Below are 21,300 nucleotides of genomic sequence, written 5' to 3' on the forward strand. Positions count from 1 at the left end.
GTGGTTTAGCGCGTCAATGCCGCGCGCAAATAGCCGTCGTGTTGCTGTAAGCGCTGCTGCGCCTCTTCAGCATCAACGCCAGCCAGAATCATCAGAATTGCCGGTTTGACCTCAAAGCGGGTTTGCTTTAGCGCGGCTTCAGCCTGACTGCGCTCGGCGCCGGTAGCTTCCACCACGATACGACAAGCACGATCCACCAGTTTTACGTTGGTGGCTTTCACATCCACCATCAGATTTTCATAAACCTTACCGAGCTTGACCATCGCACCGGTCGACAACATATTCAACACCAGCTTTTGTGCAGTACCGGATTTCATGCGCGTCGAGCCGGTCAAGGCTTCTGGCCCCACGACCGGCGAAATCGCCACCTGTGCCTCATGAGCGATCGGTGAGTCCGGGTTGCACGAGATAGCTACCGTTGGGCATCCCAGTTGTCTTGCGTAACGCAACGCACCAATCACATAAGGTGTGCGCCCTGACGCCGCCAACCCCACCACAATGTCGGTCGCCGTTAAATTCAGTGCAAGGAGATCGGCCTCGCCCAGCGTGGCATCGTCCTCCGCTCCTTCTACCGCTTTCAGTAATGCCCCTGGGCCGCCGGCAATCAGCCCGATCACCATGCCATGGGGCACACCGAATGTCGGCGGACATTCAGAAGCATCCAGCACGCCAAGACGACCGCTGGTACCCGCGCCCAGATAAATCAGCCGACCGCCAGCCTTTAGCGCCGCCGCAGCCAGATCCACCGCTTGTGCAATAGCAGGCAACACCTTTTCAATTGCCTCTGGCACCTTTCGGTCTTCCCGGTTAAAACAACCCACCATCTCCAGCGTCGACATTTCATCCAGCCCCATAGTGGCTGGGTTGCGGGTTTCGGATACCAATGCGCCTAAATTCATTTTTTCACCTTTGAATTTTTAATTCACAAACTAAAATCATTATTTGAATATTTTATTCAATAAAGCGAGCATTTTTTGCTATTTTAAAGACTTGGTCACAAAAATTTTCACTGCGCGTTTTCGTCACTGCCGTGGCAGAATGTCGGCTGGTTTTCAGGAAATATTGGTTGCGCCTCAAAAACCCGAACTCCGCGTTATCGGGCCGAAACAGAGGTTCGCTATGCTCTGTACCCATCGCCTTGATTACGGCTTTTGGGTCTGCGACGGCGCCACGGTCAATGATGAGACACACCTTATGAGTACCCTTCTCCGTATTCGCCAGATGTACCCAACGCTGGCTCAAAATGACCGCAAGTTGGCGGACTTTCTGCTGCATAACGCCGAGCAGGCACGCCATCTTAGTTCACAAAAGCTGGCCCAGTTGGCTGGGGTCAGTCAGTCGAGCGTCGTTAAGTTTGCTCAAAAAATGGGCTACAAAGGCTTTCCGGCACTAAAACTGGCATTGAGCGAAACGCTGGCCCACCCGCAAGCAGAACCCGTCGTTACGGTGCATAACCAGATTCTTAGCAGTGATGCATTGAAAACCGTCGGTGAAAAATTGTTGGTAGAAAAGCAAGCGGCACTACGCGCAACACTGGATATCAACAGTGAAGAGCGCCTTCATCAGGGGCTAGAAATGCTGCGACAGGCGCGAAGGGTTATTTTGCTGGGGATTGGCGCTTCCGGGCTGGTTGCCAAAGATTTCTCTTACAAGCTGCTAAAAATTGGCGTTATGGCGGTGGCCGAGCCGGATATGCACGTCCAATTGGCGGCAGTTCAGGCACTGGATAAACGGGATTTATTGCTGGCCATTTCGTTTAGCGGCGAACGCAGGGAAATCAATCTGGCAGCCGAAGAAGCTCGCCTGGCTGGCGCTAAAGTGTTGGCGTTGACCAGTTTCTCCCCCAATGGATTGCAGCAACGCGCTGATCACTGCTTGTATACTATCGCCGAAGAACCCAACACACGCAGCGCCGCTATTTCCTCCAGCACCGCTCAATATGCGCTTACCGACCTGATGTTCATGGCCTTAATTCAGCACGATCTCGATCACGCACGTGACCGTATCAAACACAGCGAACAATTAGTGAAAAAACTCGTCTGAGCCGTATAATGTCCACGCCACGAATACCAAGATATAAAAAACATATCTAAAAATAGAGTATGTGGTGTTTATTGTTCAAATTCCGTACGGAGTTTGAACAGGCATGGACAGCAATATATTAACAATAGAGTTTTATGAAAACACACACGATTGCTTTAAATAAACCCCACATTCCCGCAACATTCTTCGTAATCCGCAATATTTTACTTTTCGTTATCACATCGTTGCTCTTAATAAAGGCGATGGGCTACGGAGGGGCTAAAGGGATTGATATCCTGTTTATTTCACTTATCTTGTTATTATTATCTAGAATCGCCCTAACTCGATATGCCTTGGTCATTCCATACATTGTATTTTGTGCCATCTATGCTCCCGTTGGTGCAATATATGGCCCGCCTTCGGTTGCCGTCGTATCGGCGCTGTTTCAAACCAACAGCACCGAAGCCGTCGAGTTTCTGCACGCCATACCTATCAGTTGCTATCTCTTGCCCTGCGCCATACTGTTCATGTTGCCGACTCTCGCCCGCTATTGCTGGCGCCAACCACTCCCCACCCGAAAAATCTTGCTGTTCCTACTTATTTTTATCGTTGTAGTGTTCACCAGATTACTCAGCGGAGGCGTCGGAAATCTTAAACTGGTGAATTTCTTTTCCTCTCTGGTTTCTTCCTATCAGAACTATAACCAACAAATAATGGAACTTGATGCCAGTACATTAGCCGAAAATAACTGGGTCGTTGATGCAGGAAATAGCCATCAGGCTAACTATGTCATCATCGTCGGCGAAAGTATGCGCAGAGACTATATGTCAGTATTTGGCTATCCGACACCCACCACTCCATTTCTTGATCACGCGAAAGGAGCCTTTTACAGCAATTATATTTCCACCGCACCGAATACGTTTGAATCATTACCAAGAACACTCGCATTAAGCGACGGAAAAAATAATTATCTTGCGGATAACATTATCACGTTGGCAAAAGCTGCTGGGTTGCGTACCTATTGGTTTTCCAACCAAGGGTTACTTGGCCAATTTGATTCACCGGTTTCCAAAATAGCCATGTTCAGTGATGAACGCCGATTCCTGAAAAAAGGGGACTATCAGTCACGCAATACCGACGATGATGAGCTGTTACCCCTGCTGCAAAGCTCATTAGCTAACAATGGTCTGGGGAATCTGTATGTTCTGCATATCATGGGATCTCACTCAGATTTTTGCGAACGTCTCAGCGGCGAACCGCCGGTTTTCACCAGTGAAAATCCAGAGCTTGCTTGTTATCTTTCTACCTATCGCAAGACGGATCGGTTTATCGAACATACCTACGCAATGCTGCAAAAGACCCATTCCCCTTTTAAATTAATCTACTTCTCTGACCACGGCCTTTCCCATAGGAATATCGACGGCAAACTGTACCTGCGCCATGGTGGCAATACCCGACAGAATTATGAAGTACCACTGTTAGTGCTCTCCGATACCGATCACCAGCATACTCTCATTGAAGAACCGCACAGCGCCTTTGATTTTATCCGTCTGTTTGCCCAACAAGCTGGCATCGTCATCACCCGGCCACACCTGAGTGCAGCAGTGGCTGTTCAAGGCAAGCGGCAAGCCTTCAATGGTCAAGAAATGGTTGATTTTGATCAGTTGGCCGATGATCCAGCGGAGTTACTATGACAGCCCGCATCACCATCTGTAAAAAGACATTTGCAGGTGCCGCTGGAAAAACACCCAAATAAATGGGTTTTATGATAGATTGCGCGCCTGTCCGTGTGCACCGATTAAAAGATAACTGAAATGGCACTGCTGATTACCAAGAAATGCATCAACTGCGATATGTGCGAGCCGGAATGCCCGAATCAGGCTATTTCGATGGGCGATGATATCTATCAGATTGATACTGATCGCTGTACCGAATGTGTCGGTCATTACGATACGCCAACCTGCCAGCAGGTGTGCCCAATCGACAATACCATTGTGGTTAATCCTCAGCACCGCGAAACCAATGAACAGCTGTGGGACAAGTTTGTGGTGCTGCACCATGCCGAACAGCTGTAACGGCCACGTTCAGATCGAAAAGGGCGCCAATTGGCGCCCTTTTGTTTTGTCGCAAAGCCAGCCTGTTATCCTTCGATAATCACCGTGGCGCAGGCATAACGGCGCTCGTCTGCCAGCGAAACGTGGATAGATGTCACCCCCATTTCCTGGGCTAGCTCGGCGGCGCGACCATGCAGACGGATATTCGGCTTGCCGAGACCGTCGTTAAAGACTTCAAACTGATTAAACGCCAACCCATTGCGAATACCGGTACCAAAGGCCTTGGCAACGGCCTCTTTCACCGCAAACCGTTTGGCCAGGAAACGTACCGGCTGCTGATGCTGCTGGTACAATGCCCATTCAGTATCATTGAGTACACGACGCGCCAGCCGATCACCACTACGCTCTACTACCGCTTCGATACGTGCCATTTCGACAATATCGGTACCCAATCCCAGCACAGCCATTAGCGACGTGCTTCGCGCATCAGCAGTTTCATATCCGTAACCGCAGCAGGCAGACCGCACATCACCGCCTGCCCGATAATCGCGTGACCGATATTCAACTCATGCATTTCCGGCAGTGCTGCGATAGGCTGAACGTTATGGTAAGTCAGACCATGTCCGGCATTCACCTTCAGGCCTTTTTCTGCCGCGTAAGTTGCAGCAACCGCGATACGATGCAGCTCTGCTTTCACCGCCAGTTCGCCTTCGGCTTCCGCATAAGCGCCGGTGTGGATTTCAATGTAAGGAGCACCCACCGCTACCGCTGCATCTATCTGTCGATGGTCCGGATCGATAAACAGCGATACCAGAATACCGGCCTGTGCCAATCGCTCAACCGCAACGGACATTTTGTCTTGTTGCCCGGCAACGTCCAGCCCACCTTCAGTGGTCACTTCTTCACGTTTTTCCGGCACCAGGCAACAAAAATGCGGCTTCAACTCAATAGCGATATCCAGCATTTCATCCGTCACTGCCATTTCCAGATTCATGCGCGTCTGAATGGTCTGGCGCAAAATGCGAACGTCGCGATCGGTGATATGACGGCGATCTTCACGAAGGTGTACAGTGATCCCATCGGCTCCTGCTTGCTCGGCAATAAATGCTGCCTGAACCGGATCCGGGTATTGGGTTCCGCGCGCGTTACGTAACGTGGCGATGTGATCGATATTGACGCCCAGCAGCAAATCAGCCATGACAACCCTCTAAAGAATTGATTTTCAGTGGCCGTAGTTTACACGTGGGGGCTGTGCGGCAAAAGAGGAAAAGGTCAGGCGTCGTCGACGGGTGTATCCGGCTGTTTACGGACGAACTGACGAAATAGCTCACGACTCTTCAACGGCTTTCCGCCCAGATAGGGCTTGAGTGCCATACGCGTGAAACGTTTGGCCGCACGTAACGTTGACACATCAGGGAACTGGCGCTCAGCCAACGCACGTAGTTCACGGCCGGTAAAGCTGTAATGATCCACCACCAGACTGGCGATAAAACCTTTTTCCTCGCGATACCGGTAGGTCATGCCATCATCCACCGGCAGACCGCTGCCAGCACAATGCAGAAAGTCCAGTCCATATCCCAGATGGTTCAGCAAAGCCAATTCGAACTGACGCAGCGCCTGCTCCGGCGAAACGTCTTCTGCCGCCAGCGCCTGCAAACATTGTAGGTAGTCGAAGAACAATACCGAGTAATTGGCTTCTTGTTCCAACACTCGTGACAGCAGTTCATTCACGTACAAGCCGCTGTACAACATCATGCCACTGAGAGGTAAACCAAGGGAGACCGCTTCGGCGTTACGCAGCGTTTTTACTTCGCCACGGCCACCCCAGCGTACTAAGAGAGGAGTAAAGGGTTGCAAGCAACCCTTTAAATTGGAGCGGCGGCTGCGCGCGCCTTTTGCCAGCAAGCGCACCCGCCCATGACCTTCTGTGAACATATCCAGCATGAGACTGGTTTCACTGTACGGTCGTCCATGCAGGACGAAAGCGCGCTCCCAGCCGTCCATTGGATACGTTATTTCAGATCGTCGGTATAGCCCAGGCTACGCAGCGCACGTTCGTCATCCGCCCAACCCGATTTCACTTTTACCCACAGTTCCAGATGCACTTTGGTTTCAAACATCTGTTCCATATCCTGGCGGGCTTCGATGCCGATAGTTTTGATCTTCGCACCTTTGTTGCCGATGACCATTTTCTTCTGGCCTTCGCGCTCGACCAGAATCAGCCCGTGCACGTTGTAACCACCGCGCTCGTTCGGCACAAACTGTTCGATCTCAACCGTCACAGAATAAGGCAGTTCTTCACCCAGGAAACGCATCAGCTTTTCACGGATGATTTCCGACGCCATAAAGCGTTGGGAACGGTCGGTAATATAATCGTCCGGGAAGTGGTGTTCCGCTTCCGGCAATAGCTTGCGTGCGATAGCCGCGATAGTGTCCACGTTCATACCTTTCTCGGCAGAGATTGGTACCACGTCGAGGAAATTCATCTGTTGGCTAAGGAACGCGATATGCGGCAACAGTTTGGATTTGTCAGTAACGTTGTCGACCTTGTTGATCGCCAGCAGTACCGGACATTTCAAACTACGCAGCTTATTGACCACCATTTCATCGTCAGCGGTCCAGTTAGTCCCTTCCACAACGAAGATCACCAGCTCGACGTCGCCGATTGAGCTGCTGGCTGCGCGGTTCATCAAACGGTTGATGGCGCGCTTTTCTTCGATGTGCAGACCCGGGGTGTCGACGTAGATCGCCTGATAGGCGCCATCGGTGTCGATACCCATGATACGGTGACGGGTCGTCTGCGGTTTACGCGAGGTGATGGAGACTTTTTGCCCCAACAGTTGGTTCAGCAACGTGGATTTGCCCACGTTGGGACGACCAACTATCGCGATAAAACCACAGTATTGTTTTTCTTCGCTCATTCAAGCTCCAGCTTTTTCAGCGCTTGTTCCGCTGCCGCCTGTTCAGCTTTACGGCGGCTTGAGCCTGTTCCCACTACGGGTTCGCTCAAACCACTCACCTGACAGTGGATAGTAAACTCCTGATCGTGCGCCTCACCGCGAACCTGCACCACCAGATAAGAAGGTAACGGCAGATGGCGACCTTGCAAAAACTCCTGTAAACGGGTTTTTGGGTCTTTCTGCTTATCACCAGGGCTGATTTCGTCCAAGCGGCTGCGATACCAGTCCAAAATCAGTCGTTCAACAGTTTGGATATCGCTATCCAGGAACACGCCGCCAATTAATGCCTCAACCGTATCCGCCAGGATTGATTCGCGGCGGAACCCACCGCTTTTCAACTCACCCGGGCCCAGACGCAGACATTCTCCCAGATCGAACTCGCGTCCCATCTCCGCCAACGTATTACCACGCACCAGCGTGGCACGCATGCGGCTCATATCGCCCTCATCTACGCGAGGAAAACGATGGTAGAGCGCATTGGCGATGACAAAACTAAGAATAGAGTCACCCAGAAACTCAAGACGTTCATTGTGTTTACTGCTGGCGCTACGGTGAGTTAACGCTTGCAGTAAGAGCTCCTGCTGTTGAAAAGTGTAGCCCAGCTTCCGCTGCAGCCTATTTATTACGATGGGGTTCATGAGTTACCAATAGATCAAGAATGCGTCAAAAACTTGCAGCATACGGAACAGGCCTGCTTCGCCGAAAGCCAATCCAAAGCTGTTTCGTTTGCAGTGGCTCCCAACAGGGAGCCAACTTTTTATCGCTCGAGCCGGTATTCTACAACGAGTGGAAATATAATGCTGCGTTAATATACCCGTCGCCTTTCAAACTATAGCGTTGTTACCTGCACTCGCTCCCCCCAGTAACTTACTTGAGTAAGCACCTGGGGATAAGCAAGCTGGTCGCCTGGCTACAGCTTGAAATTCATAGGGCAGAAACACTGGATTAATGAATTCCACCGATGCGGCTAAATCTTACGCCGGTAGGCCATTCGCCTTCCTGCTTTTCAAAACTCATCCAGATAGCTGTGGCTTTACCCACCAGATTTTTCTCCGGTACGAAGCCCCAATAACGGCTGTCAGCGCTGTTGTCGCGGTTATCACCCATCATGAAGTAATGACCTGCCGGCACAACCCACTCTGCCAACTGTTTACCTGGCTGCTGGTAATAAGCCCCCACCTGATCCTGCGTGCCCGGCACGGTCAGAATATGGTGAGAAACAGTCCCCAGTGTTTCCTGGCGCTCACGCAGACGGATGCCACCCTGCGGTACGTTATCACTCAGCGGGATCTGGTAGAAACCGTTGCTGGCTTCGCCCATGCCGCTGCGACTAAACAGCTGCACAAAGTCACTTGGTTGCGCATCGTTGTAAGTCACCGCCAATGCGGTATTGCATGACTGACCGCTATTACACGAAGGCTGGATGGTCACACGCTTATTGACGGGATCGTAACTTACACGGTCGCCCGGCAAACCAATGACGCGTTTGATATAATCCAGCTTTGGATCCAATGGATATTTAAATACCGCAATATCACCACGCTTCGGATGACCAGTTTCAATTAGCGTCGTCTGGGTAATAGGATCTTTAATGCCGTAAGCATATTTCTCCACCAGAATAAAATCGCCAATTAACAACGTCGGCATCATTGAGCCTGACGGGATCTGGAATGGCTCATAAATAAATGAACGCACCACAAAGACCAACAGCAATACCGGGAAAACCGATGCACCGGTTTCAATCCAGCCTGGCTGCTTCGCCACTTTCGCCAACGTTTTATCGTCTACAGCGCCTGCAGTTTGTGCATTCACCGCCGCAATTTTCGCCCGGCGAGCCGGCGCCCATTTAAAGCGCTCAAAGGCCCAAATGATCCCGGTGACTAACGTTGCCAGTGCCAGGATCAGGGCAAACATATTCGCCATGCAAACTCCCTAGTTACGCGAACTTGTCGCTGTTACTTACTGTCTTTGCCAACGTGCAGAATGGCCAGGAACGCTTCTTGCGGCAACTCAACGTTACCAACCTGCTTCATGCGTTTCTTACCGTCTTTCTGTTTCTGCAACAGTTTCTTCTTACGGCTAACGTCACCGCCGTAGCATTTTGCCAACACGTTTTTACGCAGCTGCTTCACCGTTGAACGCGCGATGATATGCGTGCCGATAGCCGCCTGGATGGCGATATCGAACTGCTGGCGTGGGATCAGCTCTTTCATCTTTTCCACCAGCTCACGGCCACGGTATTGCGCATTGTCGCGGTGAGTAATCAGCGCCAACGCATCCACGCGCTCGTTGTTGATCAACACGTCAACACGCACCATGTCCGATGTCTGGAAACGTTTGAAGTTGTAATCCAGCGACGCATAACCACGCGAGGTGGACTTCAGACGGTCGAAGAAGTCGAGTACCACTTCTGCCATCGGGATTTCATAAGTCAGCGCAACCTGGTTACCGTGATAAACCATGTTGGTCTGCACGCCGCGTTTCTCGATACACAGGGTGATGACGTTACCCAGGAACTCCTGCGGCATCAGCATGTGACATTCGGCGATCGGCTCACGCAACTCTTCGATGTTATTCAGCGGTGGCAGCTTGGATGGGCTATCAACGTAGATAGTCTCTTTGCTGGTGGTTTCCACTTCATACACTACCGTTGGCGCGGTGGTGATCAGTTCCAGATCGTATTCACGTTCCAGACGTTCCTGGATGATCTCCATGTGCAACAGGCCGAGGAAGCCACAGCGGAAGCCGAAGCCCAGCGCGGTGGAACTCTCTGGCTCATAGAACAGTGAAGCGTCGTTCAGACTCAGTTTGCCCAGCGCGTCGCGGAAGGACTCGTAGTCGTCAGAGCTGATTGGGAACAGACCCGCGTAAACCTGTGGCTTCACTTTTTTGAAGCCCGGCAAGGCTTTGTCTGCCGGCTGACGTGCCAACGTCAAGGTATCGCCTACTGGCGCGCCAAGAATGTCTTTGATGGCACAAACCAACCAGCCTACTTCGCCGCAGTTCAATACGTCACGATCGACACGTTTTGGCGTGAAGATACCCAGACGATCGGCATTATAGGTTTGGCCGGTGCTCATGACCTTGATCTTGTCGCCCTTACGCATAGTGCCGTTCTTGACACGCACCAAGGAAACAACACCCAGGTAGTTATCGAACCAAGAGTCGATGATCAGTGCCTGCAATGGCGCTTCTGGATCGCCTTCTGGCCCAGGGATATCGCGTACCAAGCGTTCGAGGACTTCTGGCACACCAACGCCGGTCTTAGCCGAGCAACGCACTGCGTCGGTCGCATCGATACCCACGATGTCTTCAATTTCCTGCGCAGCGCGATCGGGATCGGCAGCCGGCAAGTCAATTTTGTTCAGTACTGGCACCACTTCCAGATTCATATCCAGCGCGGTGTAGCAGTTAGCCAACGTCTGAGCTTCTACGCCCTGCCCAGCATCAACCACCAGCAGTGCACCTTCACAGGCAGCCAGTGAACGAGAAACTTCATAGGAGAAGTCAACGTGCCCTGGCGTATCGATAAAGTTGAGTTGGTAGGTTTGGCCGTCTTGCGCTTTGTAGTCCAGCGTCACGCTTTGGGCTTTAATGGTAATGCCACGCTCGCGCTCCAGATCCATAGAATCGAGCACCTGCGCAGCCATTTCACGTTCAGTCAAGCCACCGCAAATTTGGATAATACGGTCGGACAGCGTCGACTTACCGTGGTCAATGTGGGCAATAATGGAGAAATTTCGTATATGCTTCATTATAAAAGTTTTTCTGCCTTGGTATTTCTGAATTACTCGCCTATAGAAACCCGCATGGACCTAAAGCGACAGTGAATGGGTTCGGCCGTCTTGCGCCTGAATCGCTGCATTCTACATGTCACAACACTGAAAACCTAGCGATCGGTGCAGTGAAGGCATTCTATTATGTAGACTTTAATGTTACAGAGCGCTCCGGGTTATGAAAGCGGATGTTAACAAAACCCAACGCCGTTATAACGGTAAGTTTCAGCAACCGATATCGCCCCCCTTCCCTCACTGACTATCGTCAGGATCCCGCGCTAATACATAACCGCCAATAACGCAATAAACCCCCTCCTAATTCTGGATAAAATAATATCTGGATCAACATCTTAGAATTGTAATCTGACTCAAGGGGTTTAGGAAAAAACCCATATACGCTTCCCAGCGGCTTCTATAGAAATGGGGGTGAACACCGCGATAAAACATAATTCAGGGCACTACATCGGCACGCCCACCGGGGTTCACCAGCATATCTCTGCATGTTGATTGGAAGGTGCACAATGATCGATAAAGGGCAAATGCTGAGCCGGCACGATTTTTCAAAGGTCAATTGGGGCATTCTCGCAGCCGCAGCGCTGCTGTTAACCATCGGTGCGGCACTGATTTTGTTGCCGTTACTGAGCAATATGGATGAAAGTGCGGTACTGACCTTACTGCAAACCGGCGCAGTCACTATTTTACTCGGCTGTATTCTGCTGGCGCTGCGCCACTATCTGCGGCCAGCGCTAACCTATCGCCTGTACGAACATGGTGTTCGGGTGATTAATGACCATAGTCACAAAGAACGGTTTATCCCCTTTGAAAAAATTGGGGATATTTATCGTTTCCGGGGAGGGCGTCTGTTTGGCGGATTGTTCGACGTGATGGCATTTCGCACCTCAGCCGATCAGCCTTGGTGTCCGGTATTCAGTAACCTGTCTCACTCCTGGCGGCTGGCAGATACCATTATTAATCAGCAAATCCAGCAACGTGGGCCACAGGCGTTAAATGCACTGTATCAGGGGGAAGTACTGTCCTTTCACTATCTCCGTTGCGGCGCTCGTTGGTTAAATCATATGTTTCCTGGTTACCGGAAAGGGCAATCAGCCCAAACGCTACGGCTGAGTGCTACGGCGCTAATCACATCGCAGGGGGCTATTCCGATGGAGCAGATACGCGAAATGGAAAACAACCCGCAACGCGGCACCATTCGCCTGCTGGATAACCAAGGCAATACATTGTTTACGATAGGCTATTTTTCGCTGCTCAGTGCCGATCTGTTTATGGCACTGCTGGAGCATATGATCTACAACCGCATCCCCGCCTACCATAACCCGGCGATGACGCGGCAGCAGTTTTAACGCAGAGGTTCGCTGTCCGCTTGCAGGCGCATAGCCCCTGGCGGCAAACCAATTTGCAGAACGATGGGTTGGTAATTCGCTTGCTCGCCGAGGCGATGCGCCAAGCTGCGCGCCAGCATAAAGGCTGCGCCACCACCAAGCAGTGCGCCAAGCGCGGCTGAAGCGTCGGTGCCCAGCCAATATTGCAGCAAACTGCCACCGAGCATCATGCCCAGCAACGGCGTCAGATAAACCAGCATTGCCGAACGCAACAGACTGCCTTCGGCAATCCCCACCTCAACCCGCTGGCCCGGCTCGAGTGGTTGCTCGATACGCACTTGCAGTTGGTGTTCGGGTTCCGGCACCAGCTCATTCAACGCACGTGCGCCGCAACCAGAGCGGGCAGTACAACTGCCACACCCTGCTTTCGGTTCACAGCGCAGCAGCGCCACGCCCTGTTGCCACGAAACCACCGTGGCCCACTCTTTCATCATTATGGTGATACCTTGAAGGAAATACTGTCAGCAATGCGTTTAGCCGTCGCTGGCGGCAGTTCGCCAACGATGGTGATCTCGTTGCCGCTACGCACTTCGGTCTGGATAGTGCGCCGCCCTTGGCGATAATACTGCTGGCCAGCACCACTCCCCGCGGGGCTGACATTGACCGAGAAGCTAAACAGGCCATCGCTGTATAGCCGTGATTCAACAGGTTCTGACACATTCGGCAGTTTACGGCGGTTGCGTGCGACTTCATCGACACCCGCTGGTAACCAGCCAGTGCTCCATCCCAACTTGATATTCTCTACCGCTGGGAGTGATAGCAACGGCGGTAGGTTGGCCTTGATGAGCCCCTGCATGGCACTTTGCACTTGCGGCCCGACTACGAACGAAATCACCCGATATTGCTCCAGCGTTTCGCCGTCGCGATCGATCAGATCCACCCGCAGCGGCAGCTTGGTATCTTCGTCCATCCAGACAATATAGCTGTAGCGAGAACCATCGCGTGCAACCACGCGGAGCACTTCACAAGGACGATCGGAAATACGTGTGCTGCCAACGGAGATGAAATCGTAGTATTTCGCCAGACGGTTAAAATCAGCATAAACAATGGCCGGTAACGCATCGACGATATGATCGCCGGATAACGTAAAGGGTTCCAGACCGGGTTCAAAATAGCTGATCCCACCACCACGCTGCAGCACTTCGCGACGTGGGCCGTCCATATGCAGCAGTTGGCCAAGAGGCTGCTGATCAATCACCGCATGGCGATAACGCAGCGACTCAATCCCCTGCTTGCTAATGCTGATATAGGCGAGTTCATAATTGAGCGAACGGCTAGCACTGCTCATCTGTTGTAACAACGCCCCGGACGCAGTGGGCTGCGCCGGGGCGATGTTTGAGTAGAGCAGGCTGCCCGTCAATAGACAGACGGAGAACCAAAGTTGCTTCATTACTGCTGTTGCATTCCTAAAGACTGAGTTCCGGGAACCTGGACGGCAGCCTGTTGTGGTGTGCTTTGCTCAAGCTGCAGTTGATCAGAATGCAAACGGCGTTGCAACTCATAATCTTGCAGCATAGCGTTAATGCGTTTACGTTGTTCCTGCACCTGCTGCTGTTGCCCGCTGCCGGTTGAGAAACTGTCTGCCGGTACGCCAAGGCTAACCGGTGACGCCTGCCCCATGATCGGCAGGGTATTGAACGCCGGTGATTCAGCGGCACCAGATTGGGCAGCCGGTTGATTGTATTGCTGTACGCCTACAATCACTGCCAGCGACACGCAGGCCGCCATGCCAATCTGTGTGATCTGGCTGGCCCAAGGACGGACTTTGTCCCAGAACGGCATTTTCTGCCAGGTATGTGGCTGCGGCTGAGATTCCGGAACTGCAGAAGGAACCAGACGTGCCGGTTCTTTCTCTAGCGCAGCAGCAACACGATCTGCGATATCGAAATGCATCACTTGTCCGATATCACCCCGTAGTGTGTCACGTATCAGGTGATAGCTCTGCCAGCTTTGTTGAAGCGCTCTGTCTTTAGACAATGAACTCAGTAGCTCATTGTCGAGCGATTCTCCATCCATCAGAGCGGAAAGCTTTTCTTTCTGCATGCCTAAGTACCCTTCCTGTGTCCGCCATTGCTAACGTTGAATCAGCGGTTGAACTTTATTATCGATAGCCTCCCTGGCGCGGAAAATACGCGAACGTACGGTTCCGACCGGGCAATCCATGATGGCAGCTATCTCTTCGTAGCTTAGACCATCCAGCTCCCTCAGGGTAATCGCCATGCGAAGATCCTCAGGGAGAGACTCAATGGTACGGAAAACTATCTGTCTCAGCTCTTCTGACAACATTAAGTTCTCAGGGTTCGAAATTTCTTTTAGTGCGCCCGCACTTTCGTAATTTTCGGCGTCGTTGGCATCCACATCGCTGGATGGCGGACGACGACCTTGAGCCACCAAATAATTCTTTGCCGTATTCACAGCAATTCGATACAACCAGGTATAGAAAGCGCTATCCCCACGGAATGATTCCAGTGCGCGATAGGCTTTAATAAACGACTCCTGCACCACATCCGGCACATCGCCCTGCGGTACATACCGGGAAACGAGGCTCGCAACTTTGTGCTGATAACGAATTACCAGTAAGTTAAACGACTTCTGATCGCCCTTTTGGACCCGCTCAACCAGAACTTGATCCGTTAACTGCTCGCTCATCCGAGGTAAACTCTCCCCAAATCCGTCTCCACGCGTAAAATTGTACTGCCAGCCATACATTATTTTCCTGAGCAAGCACTCGCTTGGAGTTCATACAGAACACGAAGTTCCGTATTGCCATTGTTTTTTATGTTGATGTCACCCATCCGTGGCTTTTGCCCGGACAATTAGGCTAACATGAATTTCACTCTTCTTCTGCACACATCATACGTTATGCAACCATCATCTGAACATGTTAGCGATGTACTGATTGTCGGCAGCGGCGCTGCAGGCCTGTCATTGGCGTTGCGTCTAGCGCAGCATTGCAAGGTTACCGTACTCAGCAAGGGGCCTCTCAACGAAGGCGCCACATTTTATGCCCAAGGCGGGATCGCCGCGGTTTTCGATGAAACGGACAGCATTGCCTCACACGTTGATGACACTTTGATTGCTGGAGCCGGCCTGTGTGACAAAGACGCCGTTGAATTTATCGCCGGCAATGCGCGCCACTGCGTACAGTGGTTGATCGATCAGGGGGTATTGTTCGACACCGAGGTCAACGCTCAGGGCGAAGCACATTACCACCTGACGCGGGAAGGGGGGCACAGCCACCGCCGTATCCTGCATGCCGCTGATGCTACAGGTAAAGAAGTAGAGACTACCCTGGTGGGGAAAGCAAGCAACCACCCGAATATTTGCGTGATGGAACGCCGTAATGCGGTCGATCTGATCACCTCGAACAAAATCGGCCTGCCGGGCACTCGTCGGGTGGTCGGCGCCTATGTGTGGAACCGGGAGCTGGAGCAGGTAGAAACCTACCGTGCCAAAACAGTGGTGCTGGCTACCGGCGGCGCAGCCAAGGTGTATCAATACACCACCAACCCGGATATCTCATCCGGCGACGGTATCGCCATGGCCTGGCGCGCAGGTTGCCGGGTCGCCAACCTGGAATTCAATCAGTTCCACCCGACCTGCCTGTTCCATCCGCAGGCGCGTAACTTCCTGCTAACCGAAGCGTTGCGCGGTGAAGGTGCCTATCTGAAACGCCCGGATGGCAGCCGCTTTATGCCCGATTTTGACCCGCGCGGCGAACTGGCACCCCGTGACATCGTTGCGCGCGCCATCGACCACGAAATGAAGCGCTTGGGTGCGGACTGCATGTATCTGGACATCAGCCATAAACCAGCTGAATTCATTACCCAGCATTTCCCGATGATCCATGAAAAACTGCTGACGCTGGGCTTTGACCTGACCAGCCAGCCGATCCCTATCGTCCCTGCCGCGCACTATACCTGCGGCGGCGTAATGGTCGATCAGCATGGCCGTACCGACCTTGACGGGCTGTATGCCATTGGCGAAGTCAGCTATACCGGCCTGCACGGCGCTAACCGCATGGCATCCAACTCACTGCTGGAATGTCTGGTCTACGGGTGGTCAGCAGCGGAGGACATCAAAATGCGCCTGCCGTTTATCAAACTGGCGAAACAGCTGCCGCAGTGGGATGAAAGCCGCGTAGACGATGCCGATGAACGGGTCGTGATCCAACACAACTGGCATGAGCTGCGATTGTTTATGTGGGACTACGTAGGGATCGTGCGCACCACCAAACGGCTGGAGCGCGCACTGCGCCGCATCAATACCTTGCAGGCCGAAATTGACGAGTACTACGCTAATTTCCGCATCTCTAACAATTTGCTGGAACTGCGTAATTTGGTGCAGGTGGCGGAATTGATCGTTCGCAGTGCCATGGAACGTAAAGAAAGTCGTGGGCTGCACTATACGTTGGACTACCCGGATCTGCTGCCGGAAGCACTACCGACAATCCTGCAGCCATAATGGCTTTACCAGGGCGTCAGGAATGGCGCCCTTTTCATTTCAGTAGAACAGATAAAAATCAGTAATCAGGTGGCGGAAATCATCCGTATAACCGCCATCGGCCAGCTTAATCGCCAGCTTCCGCTCTACATTTGCGTCTGTCGGCTGACGCGTCAAAGCCAACAATACCCGGTGCAATGGCGTATCAGCGCGATCGCTGACATTCAGCCGCTGCGCAGTGTGCCAACCACGCCCATGCGCATTGCTTTCGAAAGCTTCACCGATATCATGCGGCAACACTACGCAAAAAGTACCGTTCGGAGCGAGCAACTGCTCTGCACTTGCCAGCAATGCATCGTGGGTCAGGGTTTCCGTATAACGCGCATTGTGGCGTGCCTGATCGCGGCAGGCGACCGCTGGCTCAAAGTACGGCGGGTTGCTGACGATCAACTCGTATTCACCGGCATGATGCTGCGCGAAATCGTGAATGTCCTGCGCATGCACCTGAATGCGCTGCGACCAAGGTGACTCCAGAACATTATCACGCGCCTGTGCAGCGGCGGCCTCATCGAGCTCTACCGCGTCGATCAGTACGCTGTCCGTTGAGCGCTGTGCCAACATCAGCGCAATTAATCCGCTGCCGCTGCCGATATCCAGCACTCTCTGTGCCTGTGCTAAGGGTGCCCATGCCCCCAGCAGGACACCGTCCGTGCCCACTTTCATTGCACAGCGATCATGAGCAACAAAAAATTGTTTAAAGGTAAAACCACCGCGACGTGGCGTAAAATTCGCTTTCGATTGAGTGCTCACAATAACCACCTGGATACAAAACTGGCGTAGCATAAGGCAATCTGATTTTTGGGAAAAGAGATGCTTTCCGCTTAAATAGGTGAAGAAAGCGGCCAACCCGTCTATAATCGGCGCCCCAAGTAGAGGTAGACCATGACAGTAACCAATTTTTCCGAGCTCGAACTCGATGAACGCCTGATAAACGCCCTGCGTGATAAAGGCTACGAACGCCCAACCGCCATTCAAGCCGAGGCGATCCCGCCTGCGATGGATGGGCGCGACGTATTGGGTTCGGCGCCGACCGGCACCGGCAAGACCGCTGCATTTTTGCTGCCGGTATTGCAGCATCTGCTCGACTTCCCACGCAAGAAGTCCGGCCCACCGCGCGTACTGATCCTCACCCCGACGCGCGAGCTGGCGATGCAGGTAGCCGATCAGGCACGTGAACTGGCTGCTCATACTTCGCTGGATATCGCCACCATCACTGGCGGCGTCGCGTATATGAACCACGCGGAAGTCTTCAGCGAAAACCAGGACGTGGTCGTCGCCACCACTGGCCGTCTGCTGCAATACATTAAAGAAGAAAACTTCGACTGCCGCGCAGTAGAGACACTGATCCTCGATGAAGCCGACCGTATGCTCGACATGGGCTTTGCACAGGACATCGAAACGATCTCTGCTGAGACTCGCTGGCGCAACCAGACGTTGCTGTTCTCCGCAACGTTGGAAGGCGATGCTATCCGCGAATTCGCAGAACGCATTCTGAAAGAACCGGTAGAAGTCGAAGCTGATCCATCACGCCGTGAACGCAAAAAGATCCTGCAGTGGTATTACCGCGCCGACGACGTGCAGCATAAAACCGCTCTGTTGGTGCACTTGCTGCAACAACCGGACGTACAGAAATCCGTCATCTTCGTGCGTAAACGTGAGCGCGTGCATGAGCTGGCAGCCTGGCTGCGCGAGGCCGGTATCAATACCTGTTACCTCGAAGGCGAAATGGTGCAGGCCAAGCGTAACGAAGCGGTAAAACGCATGATGGATGGCCGTGTCAACGTACTGGTCGCCACCGACGTTGCTGCCCGTGGTCTGGATATCCTGGATATCACCCACGTGTTCAACTTTGATATGCCGCGCACCGCGGACACCTATCTGCACCGTATTGGCCGTACCGGTCGTGCTGGGCGCAAGGGGACTGCAATCTCGCTGGTTGAAGCACATGACCACCTGTTGTTGGGCAAAGTCGGACGTTACCTGAACGAGCCATTGAAAGCGCGGGTAATCGAAGAACTGCGACCTTCAACCAAAGTGCCAAGCGAGAAAAGCAACGGTAAGCCTTCGAAGAAAGTGATTGCCAAACGCGCAGCCGACAAAGAAAAGAACAAAGAAAAAGCCAAGGTGAAAGTACGTCATCGCGATGCGAAGAACGTGGGCAAACGCCGCCAACCAAAGGCCAAACCTGAAGACAACGGCGCGAAGTAATGTTGCCGCTGTAAATAAAAACCGCCTCCACTTACCTGAAGGCGGTTTTTTTATGCCTGTTATTGCTGTACGTAATGCGTTGCCTGCTGATGAGCTTTCAGCCAGGCGTTCAGTTGACGATAACGATCGCGCATTTCTTCGCTCTGCAATGCTGTTGGCGTCTGAGAGAAATAGAACTGGAAGGTCACCCCTTGCTGGTTACGGGCTTTAGCATCGGCCCCGGCCTGCAACAACATCAACGCCAATTGCGGTGCATTGATTTTTGCCGCGACATGCAAAGGGGTATCCCCTAACCTATCGCTCAGCGTGACATCTGCACCAGACACCAGCAACAGCCGCAATTGCTCCTCTCGGCCCGCCAGTACCGCAACGGACAGTGGTGTGGCTCCAGTTACCGCATTACGCGGGTTGATCGGCACACCATAAGACAACAGCAAGCGCAGATACTGCGGGTCCTGCACCGCCGAGGCGGTATGCAACGCGCTGTTTCCATCCAACCCCGGAGTAGAAACATCGGCCCTCTGCTCCAGCAATGCGCTTAGGCTTTGCGGTTGTTGTGACAGTATTGCCCACTGCAATAAGGTGATCTGATGATCGCCCTGCTCACGCAAATGCGCCTGCGTTGCCTGTTCAGCAATACCCTTTACATCGCCACGTGCTACCGCCTGAGCCAGCACCACATTACTGCGCCCGTTGAACGGGGTAATATCCTGATTCATCTGTTGTCCCTTAGCCATAATCAGCAAACCGGCGATCGCGATCAGCGCCAGCATGGCAATAATCACCGTATGCCATGCCCGCCGCCTGTCAGGCATTGGCTTTGGTCTCCCATGGCTTTTGCTCCGCCATCGAACTGATTACCTTATCAATACCGTGCGCCGTCAGACTGCGATCGACATGTTTGCTCGGCCGCCAGTCGTCAATACCGCTCAACGTGTCGTTATTGGCCAACGTGATTTTATGCCCGATGGCGTCTGGAATTAACGAAGTGGATTCCTGTGCACCGGTCAGCATGTCATATTGTTCGCTGTACCGACGAATCCCACCCGCTTGCGCATCCTGTTTTGCTGCCGCAGGATCAATCCCCATACGGTTCAATGTGTAATCAGAAACCCCCGCAGCATTGAAAGTAACCGCCACCGTGCCAGTCGCCAGTGCTGCCGTTGCCGCCAAGCCCCCACCCAGCGAATGGCCGGCGATCACCAAAGCATCACCGAAGGCCGCTTTGGCACCTTTAGCGACCGCGACAGCCTGATTGTACTGCACATCATCATACCCCGTCGCCTGACGGACATTGCTCAACCAGTCGCGCATGTCATTGGTGCCCGCGAAGGCCAGCACGTACTGTTGATTATCACTGTAGATCCCGGCCTGAAAACCCGATGCTGTGTCATGCAGGCTGGCAGGATCAATACCTGCGCCGAGCAAGGCGCTGTCGCTCAATCGACTGAACCCATCAACACCCTGGCTATTGGTGCTGTAAACGTCTTTGGCCAACAGCGCTAACGTGTAATCCCCTTGTTGCGATTGCTGACCGCGCGTCACACCCGAATGCGCAGCAACCGGTGCAGTTGCCGACATGTCGCTCACCAGCGTATTCAGCAGGTTCTGTGCATTTACAGTGTGCGACGACAGTGTAGCCGTGGGGGCGTTTACAGACGTAGGTTCAACAGGCTGGGGGGAGTTCAGCGGTTCCTGCACCGCACGCGTTAGTGGAGGCTGAATGGCCGAAGGACTGACCGCAGAGGTAAAGCTCAAAGACATACTCATGCCGACTCCTTGTCGATAGACTGATTAATTAGCACATCTAATGTGTGCTGTTGTAGCTATCGGCAGGTCGGAGCAGTTCTGTAATGCAGGCGGCTATCTTTGCAAAGAATGTGATCCGGATTCACTTTCTGTCCGGTTAGGCAATGAAATAAAAAAAGGGAGCCGAGGCTCCCTTGTTAATAACACAGTAATTACAGGCTTTCTGTAAAAGTACGTGTAATCACGTCACGCTGCTGTTCTGGCGTCAACGAGTTGAAACGCACTGCATAGCCGGACACACGAATGGTCAATTGCGGATATTTTTCTGGGTGCTTCACCGCATCTTCCAGCGTCTCACGGCGCAGTACGTTCACGTTCAGGTGCTGACCACCTTCAACACGCACGGTAGATTGCATTTCCAGCGGTACTTCACGGTACTCGATCTGGCCCAGTTCGCTGACCGGTACAACTTGGTCTTCTGTATAGTTTGCTTTAGCGCAAACACAGCGAGCTTCTGATGTTTCATCGTCCAGCAGCCAGAAAGAGTTCACCAGCGCCTGGTCGTTTGCTTTAGTAATTTGAATACCAGTAATCATTTTGTTGCCTCCGTACAAGGGCGAAAAATTCT

The 21,300-nt window shown here is 52.7% G+C and carries 22 protein-coding genes; 6 read left to right on the plus strand and 16 right to left on the minus strand.

Features of this window, described 5'->3' with window-relative positions; genetic code table 11:
* Positions 1 to 5 precede the first annotated feature (5 nt).
* A complete protein-coding gene (gene murQ, locus SGBXF1_RS18490; RefSeq protein ID WP_061808345.1) occupies positions 6 to 899 on the minus strand; it encodes an N-acetylmuramic acid 6-phosphate etherase in 894 nt (297 codons plus the stop codon).
* Between the two features lie 295 nt (positions 900 to 1,194).
* Between murQ and SGBXF1_RS18495 the strand changes: the two genes are divergently transcribed.
* From SGBXF1_RS18495 to SGBXF1_RS18505, 3 genes are all read left to right on the plus strand, one after another.
* Positions 1,195 to 2,043 carry a MurR/RpiR family transcriptional regulator gene (locus SGBXF1_RS18495; RefSeq protein WP_037422068.1) on the plus strand — a complete coding sequence of 283 codons (849 nt, stop codon included), beginning with the start codon at positions 1,195 to 1,197 and terminating at the stop codon, positions 2,041 to 2,043.
* Between the two features lie 134 nt (positions 2,044 to 2,177).
* A complete protein-coding gene (locus tag SGBXF1_RS18500) occupies positions 2,178 to 3,716 on the plus strand; it encodes a phosphoethanolamine transferase (protein ID WP_186427327.1) in 1,539 nt (512 codons plus the stop codon).
* Positions 3,717 to 3,836: 120 nt separating this feature from the next.
* Positions 3,837 to 4,097, plus strand: a complete 261-nt coding sequence (locus SGBXF1_RS18505) for a YfhL family 4Fe-4S dicluster ferredoxin (protein ID WP_130381756.1) — start codon at positions 3,837 to 3,839, stop codon at positions 4,095 to 4,097.
* Positions 4,098 to 4,162: 65 nt separating this feature from the next.
* Here the strand turns inward: SGBXF1_RS18505 and acpS are convergent, their stop codons facing one another.
* The 7 genes from acpS to lepA form a co-directional block, all read right to left on the minus strand.
* A complete protein-coding gene (gene acpS / locus SGBXF1_RS18510) occupies positions 4,163 to 4,543 on the minus strand; it encodes a holo-ACP synthase (protein ID WP_186427328.1) in 381 nt (126 codons plus the stop codon).
* Positions 4,543 to 5,274 carry a pyridoxine 5'-phosphate synthase gene (gene pdxJ / locus SGBXF1_RS18515; protein WP_037422078.1) on the minus strand — a complete coding sequence of 244 codons (732 nt, stop codon included), beginning with the start codon at positions 5,272 to 5,274 and terminating at the stop codon, positions 4,543 to 4,545. Before pdxJ ends, acpS begins: the two co-directional genes overlap by 1 nt.
* Positions 5,275 to 5,348: 74 nt before the next feature.
* A complete protein-coding gene (gene recO / locus SGBXF1_RS18520) occupies positions 5,349 to 6,080 on the minus strand; it encodes a DNA repair protein RecO (RefSeq protein ID WP_037422081.1) in 732 nt (243 codons plus the stop codon).
* Between the two features lie 8 nt (positions 6,081 to 6,088).
* Entirely contained in the window at positions 6,089 to 6,997 is a 909-nt protein-coding gene (gene era, locus SGBXF1_RS18525) for a GTPase Era (protein ID WP_037422084.1), read from the minus strand.
* Positions 6,994 to 7,674, minus strand: a complete 681-nt coding sequence (gene rnc, locus SGBXF1_RS18530) for a ribonuclease III (RefSeq protein ID WP_037422087.1) — start codon at positions 7,672 to 7,674, stop codon at positions 6,994 to 6,996. The genes era and rnc overlap by 4 nt, the downstream gene beginning before the upstream one ends.
* 307 nt (positions 7,675 to 7,981) lie before the next feature.
* Entirely contained in the window at positions 7,982 to 8,959 is a 978-nt protein-coding gene (lepB, locus tag SGBXF1_RS18535) for a signal peptidase I (protein ID WP_037422089.1), read from the minus strand.
* 32 nt (positions 8,960 to 8,991) lie between these two features.
* Positions 8,992 to 10,791 (minus strand): translation elongation factor 4, encoded by a 1,800-nt coding sequence (gene lepA, locus SGBXF1_RS18540; protein WP_037422092.1) that lies wholly within the window; start codon positions 10,789 to 10,791, stop codon positions 8,992 to 8,994.
* Positions 10,792 to 11,333: 542 nt separating this feature from the next.
* On the opposite strand from lepA, the gene SGBXF1_RS18545 reads away from it, so the two are divergent.
* Positions 11,334 to 12,173, plus strand: a complete 840-nt coding sequence (locus SGBXF1_RS18545) for a hypothetical protein (RefSeq protein WP_186427329.1) — start codon at positions 11,334 to 11,336, stop codon at positions 12,171 to 12,173.
* Here SGBXF1_RS18545 and rseC read toward each other — a convergent pair.
* The 4 genes from rseC to rpoE are packed head-to-tail and all read right to left on the minus strand — an operon-like array spanning position 12,170 to position 14,861.
* A complete protein-coding gene (gene rseC / locus SGBXF1_RS18550) occupies positions 12,170 to 12,646 on the minus strand; it encodes a SoxR-reducing system protein RseC (protein WP_037422098.1) in 477 nt (158 codons plus the stop codon). The genes SGBXF1_RS18545 and rseC overlap by 4 nt on opposite strands.
* Positions 12,646 to 13,602, minus strand: a complete 957-nt coding sequence (gene rseB, locus SGBXF1_RS18555) for a sigma-E factor regulatory protein RseB (RefSeq protein ID WP_037422102.1) — start codon at positions 13,600 to 13,602, stop codon at positions 12,646 to 12,648. Before rseB ends, rseC begins: the two co-directional genes overlap by 1 nt.
* Positions 13,602 to 14,255 (minus strand): anti-sigma-E factor RseA, encoded by a 654-nt coding sequence (gene rseA / locus SGBXF1_RS18560; protein ID WP_037422105.1) that lies wholly within the window; start codon positions 14,253 to 14,255, stop codon positions 13,602 to 13,604. Before rseA ends, rseB begins: the two co-directional genes overlap by 1 nt.
* A 30-nt stretch (positions 14,256 to 14,285) precedes the next feature.
* The gene (gene rpoE, locus SGBXF1_RS18565) at positions 14,286 to 14,861 is read right to left on the minus strand and encodes an RNA polymerase sigma factor RpoE (protein WP_012146382.1); all 576 of its coding nucleotides are present in this window, start codon (positions 14,859 to 14,861) and stop codon (positions 14,286 to 14,288) included.
* 213 nt (positions 14,862 to 15,074) lie between these two features.
* Here rpoE and nadB point away from each other — a divergent pair, with 213 nt between their 5' ends.
* Complete coding sequence (nadB, locus tag SGBXF1_RS18570; RefSeq protein ID WP_172479789.1) at positions 15,075 to 16,676, plus strand: L-aspartate oxidase; 1,602 nt, start codon at positions 15,075 to 15,077, stop codon at positions 16,674 to 16,676.
* Between the two features lie 39 nt (positions 16,677 to 16,715).
* Here nadB and trmN read toward each other — a convergent pair whose 3' ends face one another.
* Positions 16,716 to 17,498, minus strand: coding sequence for a tRNA(1)(Val) (adenine(37)-N(6))-methyltransferase TrmN (gene trmN, locus SGBXF1_RS18575; RefSeq protein ID WP_037422112.1), 783 nt, complete (start codon positions 17,496 to 17,498; stop codon positions 16,716 to 16,718).
* 99 nt (positions 17,499 to 17,597) lie between these two features.
* Between trmN and srmB the strand changes: the two genes are divergently transcribed.
* Positions 17,598 to 18,923 carry an ATP-dependent RNA helicase SrmB gene (srmB, locus tag SGBXF1_RS18580; RefSeq protein ID WP_037422118.1) on the plus strand — a complete coding sequence of 442 codons (1,326 nt, stop codon included), beginning with the start codon at positions 17,598 to 17,600 and terminating at the stop codon, positions 18,921 to 18,923.
* A 59-nt stretch (positions 18,924 to 18,982) separates the two neighbouring features.
* Here srmB and SGBXF1_RS18585 read toward each other — a convergent pair whose 3' ends face one another.
* The 3 genes from SGBXF1_RS18585 to grcA all read right to left on the minus strand — a co-directional run bounded on the left by SGBXF1_RS18585 (position 18,983) and on the right by grcA (position 21,268).
* Complete coding sequence (locus SGBXF1_RS18585) at positions 18,983 to 19,738, minus strand: ankyrin repeat domain-containing protein (protein ID WP_186427330.1); 756 nt, start codon at positions 19,736 to 19,738, stop codon at positions 18,983 to 18,985.
* Positions 19,731 to 20,693 carry a Tle-like phospholipase domain-containing protein gene (locus SGBXF1_RS18590; protein ID WP_061808351.1) on the minus strand — a complete coding sequence of 321 codons (963 nt, stop codon included), beginning with the start codon at positions 20,691 to 20,693 and terminating at the stop codon, positions 19,731 to 19,733. Before SGBXF1_RS18590 ends, SGBXF1_RS18585 begins: the two co-directional genes overlap by 8 nt.
* A gap of 191 nt (positions 20,694 to 20,884) precedes the next feature.
* Positions 20,885 to 21,268: an autonomous glycyl radical cofactor GrcA gene (grcA, locus tag SGBXF1_RS18595; RefSeq protein WP_037422124.1), complete on the minus strand. Its 384-nt coding sequence runs from the start codon at positions 21,266 to 21,268 to the stop codon at positions 20,885 to 20,887.
* Positions 21,269 to 21,300 lie beyond the last annotated feature (32 nt).

It is taken from the genome of Serratia grimesii (genome assembly GCF_900186025.1).
Classification (GTDB): domain Bacteria; phylum Pseudomonadota; class Gammaproteobacteria; order Enterobacterales; family Enterobacteriaceae; genus Serratia; species Serratia grimesii.